Source organism: Enterobacter sp. EC_50, assembly GCF_019584525.1.
Classification (GTDB): Bacteria; Pseudomonadota; Gammaproteobacteria; order Enterobacterales; family Enterobacteriaceae; genus Enterobacter; species Enterobacter roggenkampii.
Window position 1 is genome coordinate 107,884 of the sequence record NZ_VDAF01000004.1, and the last position, 20,122, is coordinate 128,005.

A 20,122-nucleotide genomic window follows, 5' to 3' on the forward strand; every position below is an offset into this window, starting at 1 on the left:
AAAAAAGCCGGGTGGCGGCTCCGCCTTACCCGGCCTACTCGATCCCGTAGGCCCGGTAAGCGCAGCGCCACCCGGCTTTGTTTTTACAACCTCACCGGATCAATATGCCAGATCGTCTCGGCATACTCCTTGATGGTCCTGTCTGACGAGAAATAGCCCATATTGGCGATGTTGTACATCGCGGCGCTGGTCCACTTCTCAGGCTGGCGATACAGTTCGTCCACCTTATCCTGACAGTCGACGTAGCTACGGTAATCCGCCAGCACCTGGTAGTGATCGCCAAAGTTAATCAGCGAATCCACCAGATCGCGGTAGCGGCTCGGTTCATCAGGGCTAAACACGCCGGTTGCAATCTGCGTCAGCACCTGACGCAACTCTTCATCCTCTTCGTAATATTGACGCGGCGAGTAGCCTTTCCTGCGCAGCGCCTCTACCTCTTCCGTCGTATTACCGAAGATAAAGATATTCTCTTCGCCCACGTGCTCCAGCATCTCGACGTTCGCCCCGTCCAGCGTGCCGATGGTCAGCGCGCCGTTAAGGGCAAACTTCATGTTACTGGTGCCGGACGCTTCTGTGCCCGCCGTGGAAATCTGCTCAGAGAGATCCGCTGCCGGGATGATCAGCTGCGCCAGGCTGACGCTGTAGTTCGGAATGAACACCACCTTCAGCTTGTCGCCAATGTCCGGATCCTGGTTAACCACCTTCGCCACGTCGTTGATGAGATGAATAATATGCTTCGCCATGTAGTAGGCCGACGCCGCCTTACCGGCGAAGATCTTCACGCGCGGCACCCATTCGGCCGTCGGGTCGGCCTTAATGCGGTTGTAATGGGTGATCACGTGCAGCACGTTCATCAGCTGACGCTTGTATTCGTGGATGCGTTTGATCTGAACGTCGAACAGCGCTTTCGGGTTTGCCACCACGTTCAGGTGCATCGCCAGCCAGACCGCCAGACGCTTTTTGTTCAGCAGCTTGGCTTCGCGCACGGCTTTGTTCACCGTCGGGAAATCAATATGCTGTTCCAGCTCGCTCAGCTGGCTCAAATCGGTACGCCAGGTGCGGCCGATATTCTCGTCCAGCACCTCCGAGAGCGGCTGGTTAGCCAGCGCCAGCCAGCGGCGCGGGGTGACGCCGTTGGTCACGTTGCAGAACCGCGTCGGGAAGATCTTCGCGAAGTCCGCAAACAGCGACTGCACCATCAGGTTCGAGTGGAGCTCGGACACGCCGTTGACCTTGTGGCTGATGACAACCGCCAGCCAGGCCATGCGCACGCGGCGGCCGTTCGACTCATCAATGATGGACGCGCGGCTCAGCAGGCCGGTATCGTTCGGATACTGCTCCTGCAGCGTCTTGAGGAAGTAGTCGTTAATCTCAAAGATAATCTGCAGATGGCGCGGCAGGATTTTGCCGAGCATGTCCACCGGCCACGTCTCCAGCGCTTCGCTCATCAGCGTGTGGTTGGTGTACGAGAACACCTGGCAGGTCACCTCAAAGGCGTCGTCCCAGCTGAACTTATGCTCGTCGATCAGCAGGCGCATCAGCTCCGGAATAGAGAGCACCGGGTGGGTGTCATTAAGGTGGATCGCGGTTTTCTCCGCCAGGTTGGCGTAGGTTTTGTGCAGCTGATGGTGGCGGCTGAGGATGTCCTGAATGGTCGCCGAAACGAGGAAGTACTCCTGACGCAGGCGCAGCTCGCGGCCTGAGTAGGTCGAGTCATCCGGGTACAACACGCGGGATACGTTCTCGGAGTGGTTTTTATCCTCCACCGCCGCGAAGTAGTCACCCTGGTTAAATTTACCGAGGTTAATTTCGCTACTGGCCTGAGCGCTCCACAGGCGCAGCGTGTTGGTGGCATCGGTGTCGTAGCCGGGGATGATCTGGTCGTAGGCCACGGCCAGGATCTCTTCCGTTTCCACCCAGCGGGATTTTTTTCCTTCCTGCTGAATACGCCCGCCAAAGCGCACCTTGTAGCGCGTGTTGTGGCGCTTGAACTCCCACGGGTTGCCGTACTCCAGCCAGTAGTCCGGGGACTCTTTCTGACGCCCGTCGACGATGTTTTGCTTGAACATGCCGTAATCGTAGCGAATACCGTAGCCGCGGCCCGGCAGCGCCAGCGTCGCCAGCGAGTCGAGGAAGCAGGCGGCAAGACGTCCCAGACCGCCGTTACCGAGGCCCGGGTCGTTCTCTTCGTCGATCAGTTCTTCTAAATCTAACCCCATCTCTTCCAGTGCGGTTTTGACGTCGTCATAAATACCGAGCGACAACAGCGCATTGGACAGCGTGCGGCCAATCAAAAATTCCATCGACAGATAGTAAACCTGACGCGTCTCCTGCGAGAGCTGGGCGCGGTTTGAGCGCAGCCAGCGTTCAACTAAGCGGTCGCGCACCGCAAACAGGGTGGCGTTCAGCCACTCGTGCTTGTTGGCAATAACCGGATCTTTCCCGATGGTGAACATCAGCTTGTAGGCGATGGAGTGCTTTAACGCCTCAACGCTGAGCGTGGGTGAAGAGTAGCTAAATGGAGCGTTCATATCAGTAACTTCGCCTCGTTACATCAAGCGTTGATAGAGATCGCGGTATGACTGCGCCGCAACGTGCCAGCTAAAGTCCATGGACATCGCCTGGCGTTGGACGTAGCGCCACAGCGATGGACGGGACCACAAGACGAAAGCACGCCGAATCGCCCGAAGCAGCGACCAGGCATTACTGTCCTCAAAGACAAACCCGCTGGCGATACCGTCCGCCAGGTTTTCCAGTGAGCTATCCGATACCGTATCCGCCAGCCCGCCCGTGCGGCGCACCAGCGGCAGGGTACCGTATTTCAGGCCGTAAAGCTGCGTCAGGCCGCAGGGTTCGAAACGGCTCGGCACCAGGATGACGTCCGCGCCGCCCATAATGCGGTGCGAAAACGCCTCGTGGTAGCCAATCTGTACGCCCACCTGCCCCGGATGTTCCGCGGCGGCGGCAAGGAAACCTTCCTGCAATACCGGGTCGCCCGCGCCGAGCAGCGCCAGCTGCCCGCCCTGCTCCAGTAAACCGGGCAGCGCCTCCAGCACCAGATCCAGCCCTTTCTGGCTGGTCAGGCGGCTTACGACGGCGAACAGCGGCACTTTGTCGTTAACCTTCAGGCCCATCGCAATCTGCAGCTGGCGTTTGTTTTCCGCTTTGTCTTCCACGGAATCACGACCGTAGCGCGCCGCCAGCAGGAGATCGGTTTCCGGGCTCCAGATCTGTTCATCCACACCGTTCAGAATGCCCGACAGGCGGCCTTCGCGGTGGCGCTGCTGCAGCAACCCTTCCATGCCGTAGCCAAATGCCGGCTGGGTGATCTCACGCGCGTAGGTTGGGCTCACCGCCGTGATGTGATCGGCGTAGTACAGCCCCGCCTTCAGGAACGAGATCTGCCCGTTAAACTCCAGACCGTGCATGTTAAAGAACGACCATGGCAGATCGATGTCATTCATGTGATGGGCGTAGTACATCCCCTGATAGGCCAGGTTATGCACGGTAAAGACCGATTTCGCCGGGTGGCCGCGCGCGGCGAGATACGCCGGGGCAAGCCCGGCGTGCCAGTCATGCGCGTGTACCACATCCGGCCGCCAGAACGGATCCAGCCCCGTCGCCATTTCTGCTCCAACCCAGCCGAGGAGCGCAAAGCGCAGCACGTTGTCGGTATAGGCGAACAGGTTCGTATCGTGATACGGGCTACCCGGGCGATCGTATAAATGCGGCGCGTCGATCAGGTAAATCCCTACGCCATTGTAATGTCCAAACAGCAGGGTAATGCGTCCGGCAAACGTTTCACGGCGGGTCACCACTTTTGCATCAGGTATACCGCGCCGGATATCCGGAAAGGCGGGCAGCAGGACTCGGGTATCCACGCCTCCGGCGATTTGCGCCGCCGGTAATGCGCCAAGCACATCTGCCAGACCGCCCGTTTTTAATAACGGGAACATCTCAGAACATACGTGTAAAACCTGCATCATCGCTCCTGTTTGATTTGCAGCTTCCGCAACATTTCCCGTGTGACTAACACGATCCCCTCTTCCGAACGGTAGAAACGACGCGCGTCTTCTTCCGCATTCTCCCCAATGACCATCCCTTCAGGGATGACGCAGGCACGGTCGATCACGCAACGACGCAGACGACACGAGCGCCCTACCCAGACGTCCGGCAACAAGACTGCCGAATCGATATTACAGAATGAATTTATCCGCACGCGCGGGAACAGCACCGACTGCACCACGACCGAACCGGAGATGATGCACCCGCCGGACACCAGCGAGTTCAGCGTCATACCGTGGCTGCCGGAGCGGTCCTGCACGAATTTGGCTGGCGGCAGCGACTCCATATGGGTACGAATCGGCCAGTTCTGGTCGTACATATCCAGTTCAGGCGTGACCGATGCCAGATCGAGGTTCGCTTTCCAGTACGCTTCCAGCGTGCCCACATCGCGCCAGTACGGTTCCGCATTCGGGTCGGACTGCACGCAGGACAGCGGGAAAGGATGTGCATACGCCATGCCAGCTTTGGTGATTTTCGGAATGATGTCTTTACCGAAGTCGTGGCTTGAGTTTTCGTCTTTGTCGTCTTCTTCCAGCAGCTCATAAAGATAATCTGCGTCAAAGACATAGATCCCCATGCTGGCGAGCGATTTGGTGTCATCGCCCGGCATGGTTGGCGGGTTCGCCGGTTTTTCAACGAAGTCGATAATTTTGTCGTCGGCATCCACGTGCATGACGCCAAACGCCGTCGCTTCAGCAACGGGCACAGGCAGACACGCCACGGTGCAGCGCGCCCCTTTTTCGACGTGGTCGATGAGCATGTGGGAGTAATCTTGCTTGTAAATGTGGTCCCCGGCGAGGATCACAATGTATTCCGCGTTATAGCGACGAATGATGTCGAGGTTCTGGGTCACCGCATCCGCCGTTCCGCGATACCAGTTCTCGCCGTGAACGCGCTGCTGCGCAGGAAGGAGATCGACAAATTCGTTCATCTCTTCGCTGAAGAATGACCAGCCGCGCTGAATATGCTGCACCAGGGTGTGCGACTGATACTGCGTGATGACGCCAATGCGGCGAATGCCCGAGTTCAGGCAGTTGGAGAGCGCAAAGTCGATAATACGGAACTTACCACCAAAGTGAACGGCCGGCTTGGCGCGCTTGATGGTCAAATCTTTCAGACGGGTACCACGCCCACCCGCAAGTATCAGGGCAACCGTTTTTAATGGTAGCTGGCGTGCCAACATTAAGGGATCGTTCTTCTCTAATCTAACCATGACTAACTCCTTTTTTATCATCTTTGGAATACGCACACTCCGTGCGCAGGCCCGTGCCAGACAGCCATTACTACCGGATTATCCGCTCCGGCAAAGGGGGGAACGGCTCGCCACTCCCCGTCAGGTAAAACAATCTCTGCGACGTCATCCGTCGCGTTCAGCGTGACCAGCCATTTATCCGACAGCAGGATTTGCAGGCGGGGTACGCCGTGTTGCCACTCTTGCGCGCTTAACGGTTGCGCGTCTTTATTCAGCCAGCGAACGTTGCCGTCACCCTCTTCCCACCAGCTGTTGGCGGTCAGCGCGGGGATCTGCTGACGAAGATGGATCAGCGCAGCGGTAAAATGAATCAGCCCGCTGTTGGCTTCACCCCAGTCGAGCCAGGTTAAGGTGTTGTCCTGGCAATAGGCGTTGTTGTTACCGTGCTGGCTGTGACCATGCTCGTCGCCTGCCAGCAGCATCGGCGTGCCCTGCGACAGTAAAAGCGTTGTCAGCAGCGCATGAACGCTGGCGCGTCGCCGCTCTATCACATCCAGACTTCCGCCTAACCCTTCTATACCATGATTAAAGCTATGGTTATTGTTAGTGCCATCGCGATTCTCTTCACCGTTCGCCTCATTGTGTTTCTGATTGAAACAAACGCAGTCCCTGAGCGTAAAACCGTCGTGCGCCGTCAACTGATTAACGGTGGCCGACGGGCGTTTGCCGTCGCGCTTAAAGAGATCGCTCGACGCGGCAAAGCGCCCGGCAAATTCCCCCAGCGACAGGTTCCGCTCCAGCCAGAAGCGGCGTACGGCGTCGCGGTAGTGGTCGTTCCACTCGGCAAACAGCGGCGGGAAATTCCCGACCTGATAACCGCCTTCACCAATGTCCCACGGCTCGGCAATCAGCTTCACCTGCGAGAGCACCGGACAGTTTTTTATCGCCTCAAACAATGGCGCCTGCTGGCTGAACGCCGGCGTGCGTCCCATGACGGGCGCCAGGTCGAAACGAAAACCGTCGACGTGGAACGTCTCCACCCAGTATTTCAGGCATTCATACGCAAAATGCGTAACCGCCGGATGGCTGAGATTGAGCGTGTTGCCGCAGCCGGTCCAGTTCTCGTAATCGCCATCGTGCCTGATCCAATAATAGCTACGGTTATCAATTCCGCGCATGGAGAGCGTCGGGCCGTCGAGATCGCTTTCTGCGCTGTGGTTCAGCACCACGTCCAGAATGACCTCAATGCCCGCCGCGTGGAGCGCCTTCACCGCATCGCGGAACTCGTCCCGCGCCTTTTCCGGATGGACGGCATAGCGCGGCTCGAGCGCGAACATCGCCAGCGGGTTATAGCCCCAGTAGTTGCTCAGCCCCAGCCGCTGCAGACGCGGCTCGCTGGCAAAATGGGCGACGGGGAGCAGTTCCAGGGCGGTGATGCCGAGGTGTTTCAGGTAGGCGATCATGGTGGGATGCCCGAGCGCCTTGTAGGTGCCGCGCATCTCTTTGGGGATCGACGGATGCAGGTAGGTCAGCCCTTTGACGTGGGCTTCATAAATAACCGTATTGCCCCACGGCGTGTGCGGCGGGGTATCGTCTTCCCAGTCATAAAGATCGTTCACCACCACGCTTTTTGGCGCGACGGGCGCGCTGTCGCGGTGGTCGGGCTCGCCGTAGCCCACGTGGAAGAGCGGGTCATCTTTAAATTCGCCGTCCACGCGGTGCGCGCACGGATCAATTAGCAGCTTCGCCGGGTTAAACCAGTGCCCCTGCGCGGGCTCCCACGGACCGTGAACGCGAAAGCCATAGTGCATGCCGGGCCGTCCTCCGGCCAGGTAGCCGTGCCAGGTATCCCCCGTGCGCGCGGGTAAATCGTAACGGTGCTCGTTACCTTCCCCGTCAAACACGCACAGTTCAACCCGCTCGGCGTGAGCGGAAAAGAGGGTGAAGTTCACCCCTTTTCCGTCAAAATGCGCCCCGAGCGGTTCGGGTTTACCTGCCGTAAGCTGCGTCATTCGCCCTCCCGCATCAGCCAGATGGTGCCAAGCGGCGGCAGCGTCAGGCTCAGGGAGTTGGGTCGCCCGTGGCTTTCAATGGCGTCGCTCTGTACCAGCCCACCGTTACCGGCGTTGCTGCCGTGGTAGTGCATCGAGTCGGTATTCAGAATTTCACGCCATTTGCCCGGCTGGTTAATGCCGAAGCGGTAGTGTTCGCGCGGCACCGGGGTGAAGTTGCTGGCGACGATGATCTCGTTACCCGCCTTGTCACGACGCACAAAGACAAACACCGAGCGCTCATGGTCGTCCACCACCAGCCATTCAAAGCCGTACGGATCGAAGTCGAGCTCGTGCAGCGCTTTGTGGTGGCGATAGGTCAGGTTCAGATCGCGCACCAGACGCTGCACCCCGTGGTGCCAGTTGTCGCCGCCTTCCAGCAGATGCCAGTCGAGGCTGGCGTCGTGGTTCCACTCGCGCCCCTGGGCGAACTCATTGCCCATGAACAGCAGTTTCTTGCCCGGGAAGGCAAACATCCAGCCGTAATAGGCGCGCAGGTTGGCAAACTTCTGCCACGCGTCGCCCGGCATGCGGTCGAGAATCGATTTTTTACCGTGTACCACCTCATCGTGCGACAGCGGCAGCATGAAGTTTTCGGTGTAGTTGTAGAGCATCCCGAACGTCAGCTTATCGTGATGATACTTACGGTAAACCGGATCCAGCTTCATGTAGTCGAGCGTGTCGTGCATCCAGCCCAGGTTCCACTTATACCAGAACCCCAGGCCGCCCAATGACGGCGGACGGGAGACGCCCGCAAAGTCGGTGGACTCTTCCGCCATGGTCACGGCACCGTCCACCTGCTCGCCGATAATGCGGTTGGTATTACGCAGGAATTCAATGGCTTCCAGGTTTTCACGGCCGCCAAACTCGTTCGGGATCCACTCCCCCTCTTTGCGGCTGTAGTCGCGGTAGATCATTGACGCCACCGCATCCACGCGCAGGGCGTCAATGCCAAACCGCTCGATCCAGTACAGGGCATTCCCGACCAGGTAGTTCGACACTTCACGGCGACCGTAGTTGTAAATCAGCGTGTTCCAGTCCTGGTGATAGCCCTCGCGCGGATCGCTATGCTCGTACAGCTTCGTGCCGTCAAACTCTGCCAGCGCAAAATCATCCGCCGGGAAATGGCCCGGCACCCAGTCGAGGATCACGTTCAGCCCGGCGGCGTGCGCGGCATCAATGAAATAGCGGAAGTCGTCGCGGGTGCCGAAGCGGCGGGTCGGCGCATACAGCCCGGTGGGCTGATAGCCCCAGCTGCCGTCGAACGGATGCTCGTTGACCGGCAGCAGCTCAAGGTGGGTAAAGCCCATCCATTTGGCGTATGGCACCAGCTGGTCGGCAAGCTCCCGGTAACTCAGCCAGAAGTTGTTATCGGTATGGCGGCGCCAGGAGCCGAGATGGACTTCATAGACGGATATTGGCGCATCAAAACGGTTGGCCTGTTTACGCTCCTCCGTCTGGACGACCTTCTCCGGCAGGCCGCAGATCAGCGACGCGGTATCCGGGCGCATCTGCGCTTCGAAGGCATACGGGTCGGCTTTAATGCGCAGCTTGCCATGGGCGTCGATCATCTCGAATTTATAAAGCTGCCCGTGGTGTGCCCCGGGGATAAACAGCTCCCAGATGCCGGTTTCCCGACGCAGGCGCATCGGGTGACGGCGGCCGTCCCAGTAGTTGAACTGGCCGACAACGGAGACGCGCTGGGCATTGGGCGCCCACACGGAGAACCGCGTGCCGGTGATGCCGTCCATGGTATCGGCATGGGCGCCCAGCGTTTCATAAGGACGCAGATGGGTCCCCTCGGAGAGCAGCCAGGCATCCATCTCTTTAAGCAGAGGGCCGAAGCTGTAGGGATCGTCAATCAGGTTTTGCTGACCGTGCCAGAGAACGGCGAGCTGATAGCGAAAAGGGTTTTTACGACGGGGCATCACGCCCGAGAAGAAGCCACGGGAATCGAGGCATTCAAGGTTACCGACTTTGCGGCCGGTTTTGGGTTCAATCACCCAAACTTCTGTGGCATCCGGCAACAGGGCACGAACTTCCAGGCCTGCCTCAGTACGGTGCATCCCAAGCACAGAAAAGGGGTCAGCGAAATGACCCGCAATAAGCGCATTAATCACGTCTCTATCCACACGATCGGACATGGTATTCATCCTGTTTTTATGTCGTCCTTTTTAAGCGCTCCGGGACGACTTTTAATGTGACCTGAACGGGACAGCACAAAAATGTGCATCCATTCTGCTCCGTTCGAACCTCAGGTAAGAAATGACTCTTCCTTAAAGCATAGCCAACGCTCTAAATGACTCCTGATAAAAAATAAGACATACGCGTGTTACTCCATGTAGTACGCAAAAAAAAGGGGTGAAAATCACCCCCGGTATTTAACAAATTATTACGCCAGCTGGCGCAGCATGCGGCGCAGCGGCTCAGCGGCGCCCCACAGGAGCTGGTCACCAACGGTGAACGCGGAGAGATACTCCGGCCCCATGTTCAGCTTACGCAGACGGCCAACCGGCGTGGTCAGCGTGCCGGTCACCGCTGCCGGGGTCAGCTCGCGCATGGTGATATCGCGATCGTTTGGCACCACTTTCGCCCACGGGTTGTGCGCGGCCAGCAGCTCTTCCACGGTCGGAATAGACACATCTTTTTTCAGTTTAATAGTGAAAGCCTGGCTGTGGCAGCGCAGCGCGCCGATACGCACGCACAGACCGTCAACCGGAATGGTGTTCGCGGTATTGAGGATTTTGTTGGTCTCGGCCTGGCCTTTCCACTCTTCGCGGGTCTGGCCGTTATCCAGCTGCTTGTCGATCCACGGGATCAGGCCGCCGGCCAGCGGTACGCCAAAGTTATCCACCGGCAGCTCGCCGCTGCGGGTCAGCTCGGTCACTTTACGCTCGATATCGAGAATAGCCGACGCCGGGTTTGCCAGCTCGGTCGCGACGCTCTGGTGCAGCTGGCCCATCTGGGTCAGCAGCTCGCGCATGTGACGCGCGCCGCCGCCGGACGCCGCCTGGTAGGTCGCCACGGAGACCCACTCCACCAGATCCTGCGCGAACAGGCCGCCGAGGGACATCAGCATCAGGCTGACGGTGCAGTTACCGCCAACAAAGGTTTTTACGCCGTTGTTCAGGCCATCGGCGATCACGCCCTGGTTAACCGGGTCGAGAATGATAATGGCATCGTCTTTCATGCGCAGCGAAGAGGCCGCGTCAATCCAGTAGCCCTGCCAGCCGCTTTCACGCAGCTTTGGATAGATTTCGTTGGTATAATCGCCGCCCTGGCAGGTCACAATAATGTCGAGTGCCTTCAGCGCTTCCAGATCGTAAGCATCCTGCAACGTGCCTGTGGTACCACCAAAGGACGGAGCAGCCTGGCCGAGCTGGGAAGTGGAGAAGAAGACCGGGCGGATAGCGTCGAAATCGCGCTCTTCAACCATGCGTTGCATGAGTACAGAGCCGACCATACCGCGCCAGCCGATAAAACCAACGTTTTTCATAGCATTTTTTTCCTGCTGAGGGTGTGTGCTGATTGTGCAAGCCAGTATTGAACTGGGATATGCTTCACATTACAAAATGCAGCCAAAGTCGCAAGCGAAATTAATCGATGATTGCCCGGCAATCAGAAATACAGCTAATTATCATAATAACCTTAGAGAGTTTCAGGGATAATTTACATGAGTGAAATCATTTCCGCCGCGGTTTTATTGATCCTGATAATGGATCCCCTGGGTAACCTGCCGATCTTCATGTCGGTGTTGAAGCACACCGAGCCGAAGCGCCGCCGGGCGATCATGATCCGCGAGCTGCTCATCGCCCTGCTGGTGATGTTTATCTTCCTGTTTGCGGGTGAAAAAATCCTCGCCTTCCTGAACCTGCGGGCTGAAACCGTGTCGATTTCCGGCGGGATTATTCTGTTCCTGATTGCGATTAAGATGATTTTCCCGAGCGCGGAAGGCAGCAGCAGCGGCCTGCCTGCGGGTGAAGAACCGTTTATTGTGCCGCTGGCGATCCCGCTCGTCGCGGGGCCAACCATTCTGGCGACGCTGATGCTGCTGTCGCACCAGTATCCGAACCAGATGAGCCATCTGGTCATTGCCCTGCTGATTGCCTGGGGCGGGACGTTTATCATCCTGCTGCAGTCGTCCCTGTTCCTGCGCCTGCTGGGCGAAAAAGGGGTAAACGCGCTGGAGCGCCTGATGGGGCTCATTCTGGTGATGATGGCAACGCAGATGTTCCTGGATGGGATCAGGGCGTGGATGAAAGGATGACGTTCTCCCTCTCCCTGTGGGAGAGGGCATCAGGCCGCAGAGGCCGTATTCTTGCCGGGTGGCGGCTTCGCCTTACCCGGCCTACAACGGCTCTAGTCCCGTAGGTCGGGTAAGCGTTAGCGCCACCCGACTTTTTTCACAGTGGCAAGATGCCTTCATTTGTACGCAACCAGCGCGGTGCTTTCAACATACCGCTATACAGCCCAACTAAGCCTTGCAAAAAATCTCCAGCCACTCTTTCATCACTTTCTGAAAGTGAACGAGCCAACAGCAACTGCGTTAATAGCGGGCAATAGCTTCCCAACTGTTCAACTTCCGGTTCGAAGGCAGGGACGTCCAGAGGCAGGTCATCTACCGTTAAACTCGCTTTTAAATATTCAGGAACAGGTTCAAGCATGGGTGCGGCCTGATACCCTCAACCTCCCCCCAAATAAGTGAGGGCTACCCCTTACGAATCAAATACCGGTACGGCAGCGTTTCCGTCTGCTGTGCCACCAGCTCATGCTCCATAAAGGTACAAAAACCGGGAATGTCGCGCGTGGTGGCAGGGTCGTCGGCAACGATCAGCAGCGTTTCACCGGTCTGCATGTTGCGCACGGTTTTACGTACCATCATTACCGGTTCCGGGCAGCGAAGGCCCTGGGCATCAAGAGTGTGGTCTGGGCTGGAAAACAGGTCGGTCATGATCTTCTCGGTCAGGTAAAAACGGCTGTAGTTTACGCCCCGTTGCGGTCAATGCAAACCAAGTTAACGATTGCGTAAAAACTAACCATTGCAATGTCCCGCCAAAGCAGTATCATGCTGCGGTTTTTATTGGGTTCCCTCACCCCAACGTATAAAAAGGTCACAATATGACGCAGTTTTCTGAATCACAGCGCGTAAAAGCGTTGTTCTGGCTTTCGCTTTTCCATTTGCTGGTGATCACCTCCAGCAACTATCTGGTGCAGCTCCCTATCTCCATCTTTGGTTTTCATACCACCTGGGGCGCGTTCAGTTTTCCGTTTATTTTCCTCGCCACCGATCTGACCGTGCGTATTTTTGGCGCACCGCTGGCTCGCCGCATTATTTTTGCGGTCATGCTCCCGGCGCTGTTCATCTCGTACGGGGTGTCGTCCCTGTTTTATATGGGAAGCTGGCAGGGCTTTGAGGCGTTAACCCACTTCAACCTGTTTGTCGCCCGTATCGCCGCAGCAAGCTTTATGGCCTACGCGCTGGGGCAGATTCTGGACGTGCACGTGTTTAACCGCCTGCGTCAGAATCATCGCTGGTGGATGGCACCCACCGCCTCCACGCTGTTCGGTAACGTGAGCGATACGCTGGCCTTCTTCTTCATCGCCTTCTGGCGTAGCCCGGATGCGTTCATGGCCGAACACTGGATGGAAATCGCGCTGGTGGACTACTGCTTCAAGGTGCTCATCAGCATTGTGTTCTTCCTGCCCATGTACGGCGTGCTGCTGAATATGCTGCTGAAAAGGCTGGCAGATAAATCTGAAATCACGGCATTGCAGGCTGGTTAAGGGTTCGCTTTATCAGTTGTGATAAGATGAGCGAATGAGCCGTTATGGCCGTTTATCGAAAGGAAGAAGTCAATGCGCAATCTGGTTAAATATGTCGGGATTGGCCTGCTGGTTGTGGGTCTTGCAGCCTGTGATAACAGCGACACGAAAACGCCTGCTCAGGGCGCATCCGCAGAAAGCAATGCGACCGGCCAGCCGGTGAATCTGATGGATGGCAAACTTAGCTTCTCTCTGCCAGCCGATATGACTGACCAGAGCGGCAAGCTGGGCACTCAGGCGAATAACATGCACGTTTACTCCGACGCAACCGGGCAGAAAGCGGTCATTGTGATTGTGGGCGACGACACCAGCGAAGATCTGGCGGTCCTGTCCAAACGTCTGGAAGATCAGCAGCGCGGCCGCGACCCGCAGCTGCAGGTCGTGACCAACAAATCCATCGAGCTGAAAGGCCATAAGCTGCAGCAGCTGGACAGCATCATCTCTGCGAAAGGCCAGACCGCTTACTCCTCTGTTGTGCTGGGCAAGGTCGATAACAAACTCCTGACCCTGCAGATCACCCTGCCAGCGGAAGATCAGCAGAAAGCGCAGACGGCTGCTGAAAACATCATTAACACCATCGTAATCCAGTAACGTTTCACGATGATGATGTGGCCTCCGGTGCCTGCACCGGGGGCCATTTTTTTAGCCGCCACGTCAGCAGCAATGCCATCATGACCAGACCCGCCGCGGCAAGATAGATCACCGGTACCCCCGCCCAGGCCATTACCAGCCCTGCCAGCGGCCCGGTAATGCCCAACGACATATCCATAAATACCGTATAGGTCGCCAGCGCCGCCCCCTGGTTCTGCTGCGGTACCGCTTTTACCGCGACCACGCCCAGCGCCGGGAAGACCAGTGAAAAACCGGCTCCCGCGAGAAATACGCCCATTTTCGCCATCCAGGGCGCGCTGGCTACGCCGGTCAACAGCAGCCCGACAATCTCTACCACAAAGCAGATCGTCGCCACGTTCAGCCCGCCCAGACGGTTTATGCCGTTAGGGAAAAGCAGGCGCGCACCAACAAACGCACAGCTGAACAGGGTTAACGCAAAGGCCGCGCCGTCCCAGCCTTTGGCGTCATAGAACAGGGTAATGAAGGTGGCGATGACCCCGAAGCCGGTGGTCGCCAGCGCCAGTGCCATGCCGTACGGCCAGACGCGCCCCAGCACCGCCCGAAACGGCAGCGGTTTGCCCTTGCTGGCCTTCACTGTCGGGCGCGGCAGCGCAAACAGTATCGCCACAAGCGCGACCGCCATAATGGTGACGGCCAGGCCATACAGCCCGCCAAACGCATAGCAGGCCACGCCAAGCGGCGCGCCGAGCGCCATCGCGCCGTAGGTGACAATCCCGTTCCAGGAGATCACCCGACCAATGTGTGGCGTCCCGACAACCCCCACGCCCCAGAGCGTCGAGCCGGTTCCCGCCAGGCTTTGCCCGATACCGAGGATGACGCGGCCCAGGCAGAGCAGCGCCAGGCTGACCAGCGGCCAGTGGCTGGCTGAGGCAGCCAGCAGATAGCTCAGGCCACTGAGGAAGCAGCCGCACAATCCCACCACCACGATGCTTTTTGGACCGAACGTGTCCGCGTAGCGCCCGGCATGTGGGCGGCTCAGGAGCGTGGCGAAATACTGCAGGCTAATCACCAGCCCCGCCCAGAAGGCACTGAAGCCCATCACGTCATTGACATAGCCCGGCAGAACCGCCAGCGGCAGGCCGATGGTGAGATAGCTGGCAAAGTTAAAAATCACAACGGAAACGATGCGCAGATTGAGGCGCAGTCCGCTCAGTGCCGGTTCAGCGGCAGGTTCGGGCATGGGGTTCTACCTGGATTTTTTACAACAGTGTTTCACTATTACCACGCCCCAATAAGAAAATCAGCAGCGACTTTCAGATTAACGGTGCCAGACGAAGCGAGGCCCGGGCACTACACTTACCGGGTCATCACATTAAGGAACGCGCATGATCGCTAACCCGTCCGACAAAGCAGGACTCCACATCTTATTAAAACTCGCCTGTCTGGTGGTTATCCTTGCGGGTATCCATGCGGCCGCCGACATCATAGTTCAGCTCCTGCTGGCGCTCTTTTTTGCCATTGTGCTTAATCCTCTGGTCACCTGGTTTCTGCGCCGGGGCGTTAGCCGCCCGGTCGCCATCACTATCGTCGTCATCGTGATGCTGATTGCCCTGACGGCGCTCTTCGGCGTGCTGGCGGCCTCGCTGAGTGAATTCTCCACCATGCTGCCGCAGTACAACAAAGAGCTGACGCGTAAGATCGTCGCACTCCAGGAGATGGTGCCTTTCCTTAATCTGCATATCTCTCCCGAACGGATGCTGCGCAGGATGGACTCCGAGAAGGTCATGACCTACGCCACCACCTTGATGACGGGGCTTTCCGGCGCGATGGCCAGCATTCTGCTGCTGGTCATGACGGTGGTGTTTATGCTGTTTGAAGTCCGCCACGTCCCGTATAAGCTGCGCTTTGCACTGAATAACCCACAAATTCACATTGCTGGCTTACACCGGGCGCTGAAGGGCGTCTCTAAATATCTGGCGCTGAAAACGCTGCTGAGCGTCTGGACCGGGATCATCGTCTGGCTGGGGCTGATGCTGATGAACGTGCAGTTCGCGCTGATGTGGGGCGTGCTGGCGTTTCTGCTGAACTACGTGCCCAACATTGGCGCGGTGCTTTCCGCCGTGCCGCCGATGATTCAGGCGTTTCTGTTTAACGGTTTCTACGAATGTATGCTGGTCGGCGCGTTATTCCTCGTCGTGCACATGGTGCTGGGCAATATTCTCGAACCACGCATGATGGGGCACCGGCTCGGCATGTCGACGCTGGTCGTCTTTTTATCCTTACTGGTTTGGGGATGGCTGCTGGGCCCGGTCGGTATGCTGCTCTCGGTCCCCCTGACCAGCGTGTGTAAGATCTGGATGGAGACCACCAAAGGCGGCAGCAAGCTGGCCATTTTGCTCGGGCCGGGAAGGCCGAAAAGCCGGTTGCCTGGGTAGCTGACCTACCTGTATAGGTAGGTTTAAACCGCCAATAATCCGCCTTAAATTACCGCGTTCATAACCTGTCGCGGTATTTTTATTTGCGTTAAGGAAATATTAATTCTGTTTTTGTTTACGTCAGTCGCATTACGTTGAAACGCAAATCATGATTTAACGCAAATTAAAAAAAATGAAATTGTTAATTATTTTCCATGTTATTATGCCCGCCTTCGCGTCAACGTAATGCAAACCTTAATATTGATTAAAAAAACATCTGGCACAAAAGAAACGCCGGATGAATATTATTTGTAAAAACCACTACCTTTAATTGTTATTATTGATATGGAGTTGTTGATGAAAAAGATCGTTAAATGGTGTGCTGCCGCCGTATTCGTTGGCGCACTGGCAGGCTGTGCGCGTACTGCCCCAATCGCTCAGGTTCACTCTACTGTGAGCGCGGGTCATACCGCCGACCAGGTAAAAACAGCGATTTTGAAAGCAGGACAAAAACGTGACTGGATCATGACGGAAGCCGGTCCGGGCGTTATCAAAGGTCGTCTGCAGGCGCGCGACCACTCGGTCGACGTTCGTATTCCTTATTCCGCAACAAGCTATTCCATTAACTACGAAAGCAGTATGAACCTGAAAGCGGCTGACGGTAAAATTCACAAAAATTATAACCGTTGGGTGAATAACCTCGACCACGATATTCAGCTGAACCTCTCCGCGGGCGCCGCACTGTAATATTTTTCTAAAGTCGGGCCGCATTTGGCCCGATAACCCTTATTTCTTGCCCTGAAAGGTTACGCAGCAATGTACGAAAAGGATACGCTCAGCGCACTGGATGCCATTACCGAAGCGCAACGCATCGCTTTTGCTCCGATGTTATTTCAGACCGCGCTTTGTCTGCGTAACTCAGGCATTCTCGCCTGGCTCGATAAACAAGGTAAAGAGGGTGCCAGCCTCGAGGAAATAACCGAACACAGCACGCTCGGCAGCTATGGCGTCAGCGTACTGCTGGATATGGGATTAAGCGGGCGGATCGTTACCCAACAGCATGGACGTTATTTTCTGGCGAAAGTGGGCCACTTTTTACTGCACGATGAAATGACCCGCGTAAATATGGATTTCACTCAGGACGTTTGTTACAAAGGGCTATTTCACCTGGCGGACGCCCTGAAGGAAGAAAAACCTGCGGGCTTAGCGGTGTTTGGCAACTGGCCAACCATCTATCCGGCATTATCCCAATTACCGGCACAGGCGAAAGAGAGCTGGTTCGCCTTTGATCATTACTATTCCGACGCCGCGTTTGACGCCGCTTTGCCATATATATTCGCAAGCTCGCCGACAAAATTGTACGATGTGGGCGGAAATACGGGTAAATGGGCGTTACGCTGCTGCCGCTATGACGAAAATGTTGCCGTGACGATCCTCGACCTGCCGCAGCAGATAGCGCTGGCGCAGGAAAACATCGCAAAAGCAGGTTTTTCTCATCGTATTGGATTCCATGCTGTCGATATGCTTAGCCCAGCAGCCTTGCCGGGTGAGGCCGACGTCTGGTGGATGAGCCAGTTTCTGGATTGTTTCTCTCCGGATCAGATTGTCGCCATGCTGACGCGCGTCGCACAGGTCATGAAGCCAGGCGCACGTTTATGCATCATGGAGCTTTTCTGGGATGCCCAGAAGTTTGAAGCGGCCTCTTTCAGCCTGAATGCCACCTCGCTCTATTTCACCTGTATGGCGAATGGCAATAGCCGGTTTTACAGCGTAGAGGCGTTTTATCGTTACCTGGAGAGCGCAGGTTTCAGCGTTGAACAGCGTCTGGATAACCTTGGGGTCGGTCATACCCTGTTGATATGCACCAAACGTGAACAATAGAGCAGCTTAGCTGCCCGGGTGGCCAGGTCTGCCCTTTGAATACGGTTTTTTTTTCGCGGACGCGCGTAGATGAAATTTTCACTGAACATTATCGACTGGCAGGCGAGAGCCCCAGGACTCAGCGATGCCACAGAGTGGCAGGCGTGGTCACGCCTGCAGCTGCCCGTCGATCCAGCGGCCCCGCTTCCCCGGCTGACCGCTTTACCGATGATGACCGCGCGCCGCCTCAATTCAGGCAGTAAGCTGGCGGTGGACATTGGTCTCGCTATGCTGCAACACCACGCCATTGATGCCGTCGTCTATTCCAGCCGCCACGGCGAGCTGGAGCGCAACTACCGTATTCTGCATGCTCTGGCGACGGGGCAATCCGTATCGCCTACCGACTTCGCCATGTCCGTGCACAATTCGGCGGTGGGCAATCTCACGATTACCGCACGCCAGGCTATCGTCTCGTCATCCATTTCTGCCGGGCTGGACACCTTCCAGCAGGCATTATGTGAAGTCCTGAGCCTGCTGCAGGCGGGCTACTCCCGCGTCTTGCTGGTCGATTTTGACGGCGCACTGCCGGAATTTTACCACCCAGCGTTACCGCACCAGATGCCCAACTGGCCCTACGCGCTGGCGCTGGTGATTGAATCCGGCAAGGAATTGCAGTGTGAAACCCGCAGCGGCAGCACGGGGGATGAACCCGCCCTTCCGCAAAGCCTGGTGTTCCTGCAACGCTATCTCAGCGAGGCACGCCAGTTTGTGGTACCCGGCGAACGTTTGCTGTGGCAATGGACGCGCGCATGAACCGCCTGACTGCCCGAATTAACTGGTTATGGCGTCTGGTGATGACCGGATTCTGCTTCGTGCTGTTTGGCGTGGGCGGGCTGCTGCTGTCACTGGTATGGTTCAACCTGCTGCTGATCGTCCAGCGCGACCGCACCAACCGCCGTCGCCTTGCGCGGCGCAGCATTGCGGCCAGCTTCCGCTTCTTCCTGACCGTTGCCCGTGGCCTCGGGGTACTGGACTATCGCATTCACAATCTTGACGCCCTGCGCAACGATCGGGGTTGTCTGGTGGTGGCTAACCACCCCACGTTAATTGACTACGTGATTCTGGCATCGGTGATGCCAGAAACCGACTGTCTGGTGAAAAGCGCGCTGCTGCGCAATCCGTTTGTCAGCGGCGTCATCCGCGCGGCGGATTACCTCATTAACAGCGAAGCCGAGCCTCTGCTGGCTGCAAGCCAGCAGCGTCTGGCTCAGGGCGACACGCTGTTAATCTTCCCGGAAGGCACACGTACCCGGTCTGGTGAAGCTATTTCCCTCCAGCGCGGCGCAGCAAATATCGCCGTGCGCTGTAACAGCGATCTGCGGGTGGTGCTGATCCACTGTAGCGAACATCTGCTGGATAAAAAAAGTCGCTGGTATGATGTGCCGCCAGAAAAACCTGTCTTCACCGTGGATGTCCGCGACCGCGTGAACATCGACGAATTTTACGATGCAAATGAACAAGAACCGGCGCTGGCGGCAAGGCAGTTAAACCGGCATCTACAGCATCGATTAACATCAGGCCTTCAATCTTTGTCAGGAATTAATGATGCAAGCGCTTTATCTTGAAATTAAGAATCTCATTATCACCACGCTGAATCTGGACGAGCTTACCGCAGAGGATATTGATACCGATGCCGCGCTGTTTGGCGATGGGCTGGGTCTCGACTCTATCGACGCGCTGGAACTGGGTCTGGCCGTGAAAAACCAGTATGGCGTGGTGCTTTCTGCTGAAAGCGAAGAGATGCGCCAGCACTTCTTTTCCGTCGCCACGCTGGCGTCCTTTATCAACGCTCAACGCGCCTGAGATGTGATCACGATGACCGAACAAGAAACCATTTATCAGGAAGTCTGTGGCCTTCTGACCCGACTGTTTGAAATCGACCCGCAGGATATTACCCCTGAAGCCCGTCTTTACGAAGACCTGGAGCTGGACAGCATTGATGCGGTGGACATGATTGTTCATCTGCAGAAGAAAACGGGCAAGAAAATCAAGCCGGAAACCTTCAAATCGGTTCGTACCGTTCAGGATGTGGTAGACGCCGTCGAACAGCTTCTGCGCGAAGAGTAAGACGTCGTGCGCGGCGG

General features: G+C 56.9%; 19 protein-coding genes. 10 read left to right on the forward strand and 9 right to left on the reverse strand.

Annotated elements, in window-relative coordinates:
• Window positions 1-83 precede the first annotated feature (83 nt).
• From glgP to asd, 6 genes are all read right to left on the reverse strand, one after another.
• Window positions 84-2,531 carry a glycogen phosphorylase gene (gene glgP / locus FHC48_RS05120; protein WP_008503064.1) on the reverse strand — a complete coding sequence of 816 codons (2,448 nt, stop codon included), beginning with the start codon at window positions 2,529-2,531 and terminating at the stop codon, window positions 84-86.
• Between the two features lie 18 nt (window positions 2,532-2,549).
• Window positions 2,550-3,983: a glycogen synthase GlgA gene (gene glgA, locus FHC48_RS05125; protein WP_008503065.1), complete on the reverse strand. Its 1,434-nt coding sequence runs from the start codon at window positions 3,981-3,983 to the stop codon at window positions 2,550-2,552.
• Window positions 3,983-5,278, reverse strand: coding sequence for a glucose-1-phosphate adenylyltransferase (gene glgC / locus FHC48_RS05130; RefSeq protein ID WP_008503066.1), 1,296 nt, complete (start codon window positions 5,276-5,278; stop codon window positions 3,983-3,985). The genes glgA and glgC overlap by 1 nt, the downstream gene beginning before the upstream one ends.
• 17 nt (window positions 5,279-5,295) lie before the next feature.
• On the reverse strand, window positions 5,296-7,269 hold the full coding sequence (gene glgX / locus FHC48_RS05135; RefSeq protein WP_059363853.1) for a glycogen debranching protein GlgX: 1,974 nt from the start codon (window positions 7,267-7,269) through the stop codon (window positions 5,296-5,298).
• Complete coding sequence (gene glgB / locus FHC48_RS05140; RefSeq protein ID WP_045408609.1) at window positions 7,266-9,452, reverse strand: 1,4-alpha-glucan branching enzyme; 2,187 nt, start codon at window positions 9,450-9,452, stop codon at window positions 7,266-7,268. The genes glgX and glgB overlap by 4 nt, the downstream gene beginning before the upstream one ends.
• 248 nt (window positions 9,453-9,700) lie before the next feature.
• On the reverse strand, window positions 9,701-10,804 hold the full coding sequence (asd, locus tag FHC48_RS05145) for an aspartate-semialdehyde dehydrogenase (protein ID WP_021242179.1): 1,104 nt from the start codon (window positions 10,802-10,804) through the stop codon (window positions 9,701-9,703).
• 177 nt (window positions 10,805-10,981) lie between these two features.
• Between asd and yhgN the strand changes: the two genes are divergently transcribed.
• Window positions 10,982-11,575, forward strand: coding sequence for an NAAT family transporter YhgN (gene yhgN / locus FHC48_RS05150; protein WP_003861574.1), 594 nt, complete (start codon window positions 10,982-10,984; stop codon window positions 11,573-11,575).
• A gap of 136 nt (window positions 11,576-11,711) precedes the next feature.
• On the opposite strand, the gene FHC48_RS05155 is transcribed toward yhgN, so the two are convergent.
• Both FHC48_RS05155 and tusA read right to left on the reverse strand, forming a co-directional pair.
• Window positions 11,712-11,972 (reverse strand): hypothetical protein, encoded by a 261-nt coding sequence (locus FHC48_RS05155; RefSeq protein ID WP_039267160.1) that lies wholly within the window; start codon window positions 11,970-11,972, stop codon window positions 11,712-11,714.
• A gap of 44 nt (window positions 11,973-12,016) precedes the next feature.
• A complete protein-coding gene (tusA, locus tag FHC48_RS05160) occupies window positions 12,017-12,259 on the reverse strand; it encodes a sulfurtransferase TusA (RefSeq protein ID WP_017693840.1) in 243 nt (80 codons plus the stop codon).
• Window positions 12,260-12,426: 167 nt separating this feature from the next.
• On the opposite strand from tusA, the gene FHC48_RS05165 reads away from it, so the two are divergent.
• Both FHC48_RS05165 and FHC48_RS05170 read left to right on the forward strand, forming a co-directional pair.
• Complete coding sequence (locus FHC48_RS05165; RefSeq protein WP_008503072.1) at window positions 12,427-13,092, forward strand: 7-cyano-7-deazaguanine/7-aminomethyl-7-deazaguanine transporter; 666 nt, start codon at window positions 12,427-12,429, stop codon at window positions 13,090-13,092.
• Window positions 13,093-13,164: 72 nt separating this feature from the next.
• Complete coding sequence (locus FHC48_RS05170) at window positions 13,165-13,722, forward strand: DcrB family lipoprotein (protein WP_008503073.1); 558 nt, start codon at window positions 13,165-13,167, stop codon at window positions 13,720-13,722.
• Window positions 13,723-13,726: 4 nt separating this feature from the next.
• On the opposite strand, the gene FHC48_RS05175 is transcribed toward FHC48_RS05170, so the two are convergent.
• Window positions 13,727-14,944, reverse strand: coding sequence for an MFS transporter (locus FHC48_RS05175; RefSeq protein WP_059363854.1), 1,218 nt, complete (start codon window positions 14,942-14,944; stop codon window positions 13,727-13,729).
• Between the two features lie 145 nt (window positions 14,945-15,089).
• Between FHC48_RS05175 and FHC48_RS05180 the strand changes: the two genes are divergently transcribed.
• The 7 genes from FHC48_RS05180 to FHC48_RS05210 all read left to right on the forward strand — a co-directional run bounded on the left by FHC48_RS05180 (window position 15,090) and on the right by FHC48_RS05210 (window position 20,105).
• Complete coding sequence (locus FHC48_RS05180; protein WP_008503075.1) at window positions 15,090-16,139, forward strand: AI-2E family transporter; 1,050 nt, start codon at window positions 15,090-15,092, stop codon at window positions 16,137-16,139.
• A 336-nt stretch (window positions 16,140-16,475) separates the two neighbouring features.
• On the forward strand, window positions 16,476-16,865 hold the full coding sequence (locus FHC48_RS05185) for a hypothetical protein (RefSeq protein ID WP_008503076.1): 390 nt from the start codon (window positions 16,476-16,478) through the stop codon (window positions 16,863-16,865).
• Window positions 16,866-16,934: 69 nt separating this feature from the next.
• A complete protein-coding gene (locus FHC48_RS05190; RefSeq protein ID WP_008503077.1) occupies window positions 16,935-17,999 on the forward strand; it encodes a class I SAM-dependent methyltransferase in 1,065 nt (354 codons plus the stop codon).
• 69 nt (window positions 18,000-18,068) lie between these two features.
• Entirely contained in the window at window positions 18,069-18,791 is a 723-nt protein-coding gene (locus tag FHC48_RS05195) for a beta-ketoacyl synthase chain length factor (RefSeq protein WP_039267162.1), read from the forward strand.
• Window positions 18,788-19,603 (forward strand): 1-acyl-sn-glycerol-3-phosphate acyltransferase, encoded by an 816-nt coding sequence (locus tag FHC48_RS05200; protein ID WP_008503080.1) that lies wholly within the window; start codon window positions 18,788-18,790, stop codon window positions 19,601-19,603. Before FHC48_RS05195 ends, FHC48_RS05200 begins: the two co-directional genes overlap by 4 nt.
• On the forward strand, window positions 19,584-19,841 hold the full coding sequence (locus tag FHC48_RS05205; RefSeq protein ID WP_008503081.1) for a phosphopantetheine-binding protein: 258 nt from the start codon (window positions 19,584-19,586) through the stop codon (window positions 19,839-19,841). Before FHC48_RS05200 ends, FHC48_RS05205 begins: the two co-directional genes overlap by 20 nt.
• A 12-nt stretch (window positions 19,842-19,853) precedes the next feature.
• Window positions 19,854-20,105: an acyl carrier protein gene (locus FHC48_RS05210; RefSeq protein WP_008503082.1), complete on the forward strand. Its 252-nt coding sequence runs from the start codon at window positions 19,854-19,856 to the stop codon at window positions 20,103-20,105.
• The last annotated feature ends 17 nt before the right edge of the window (window positions 20,106-20,122 follow it).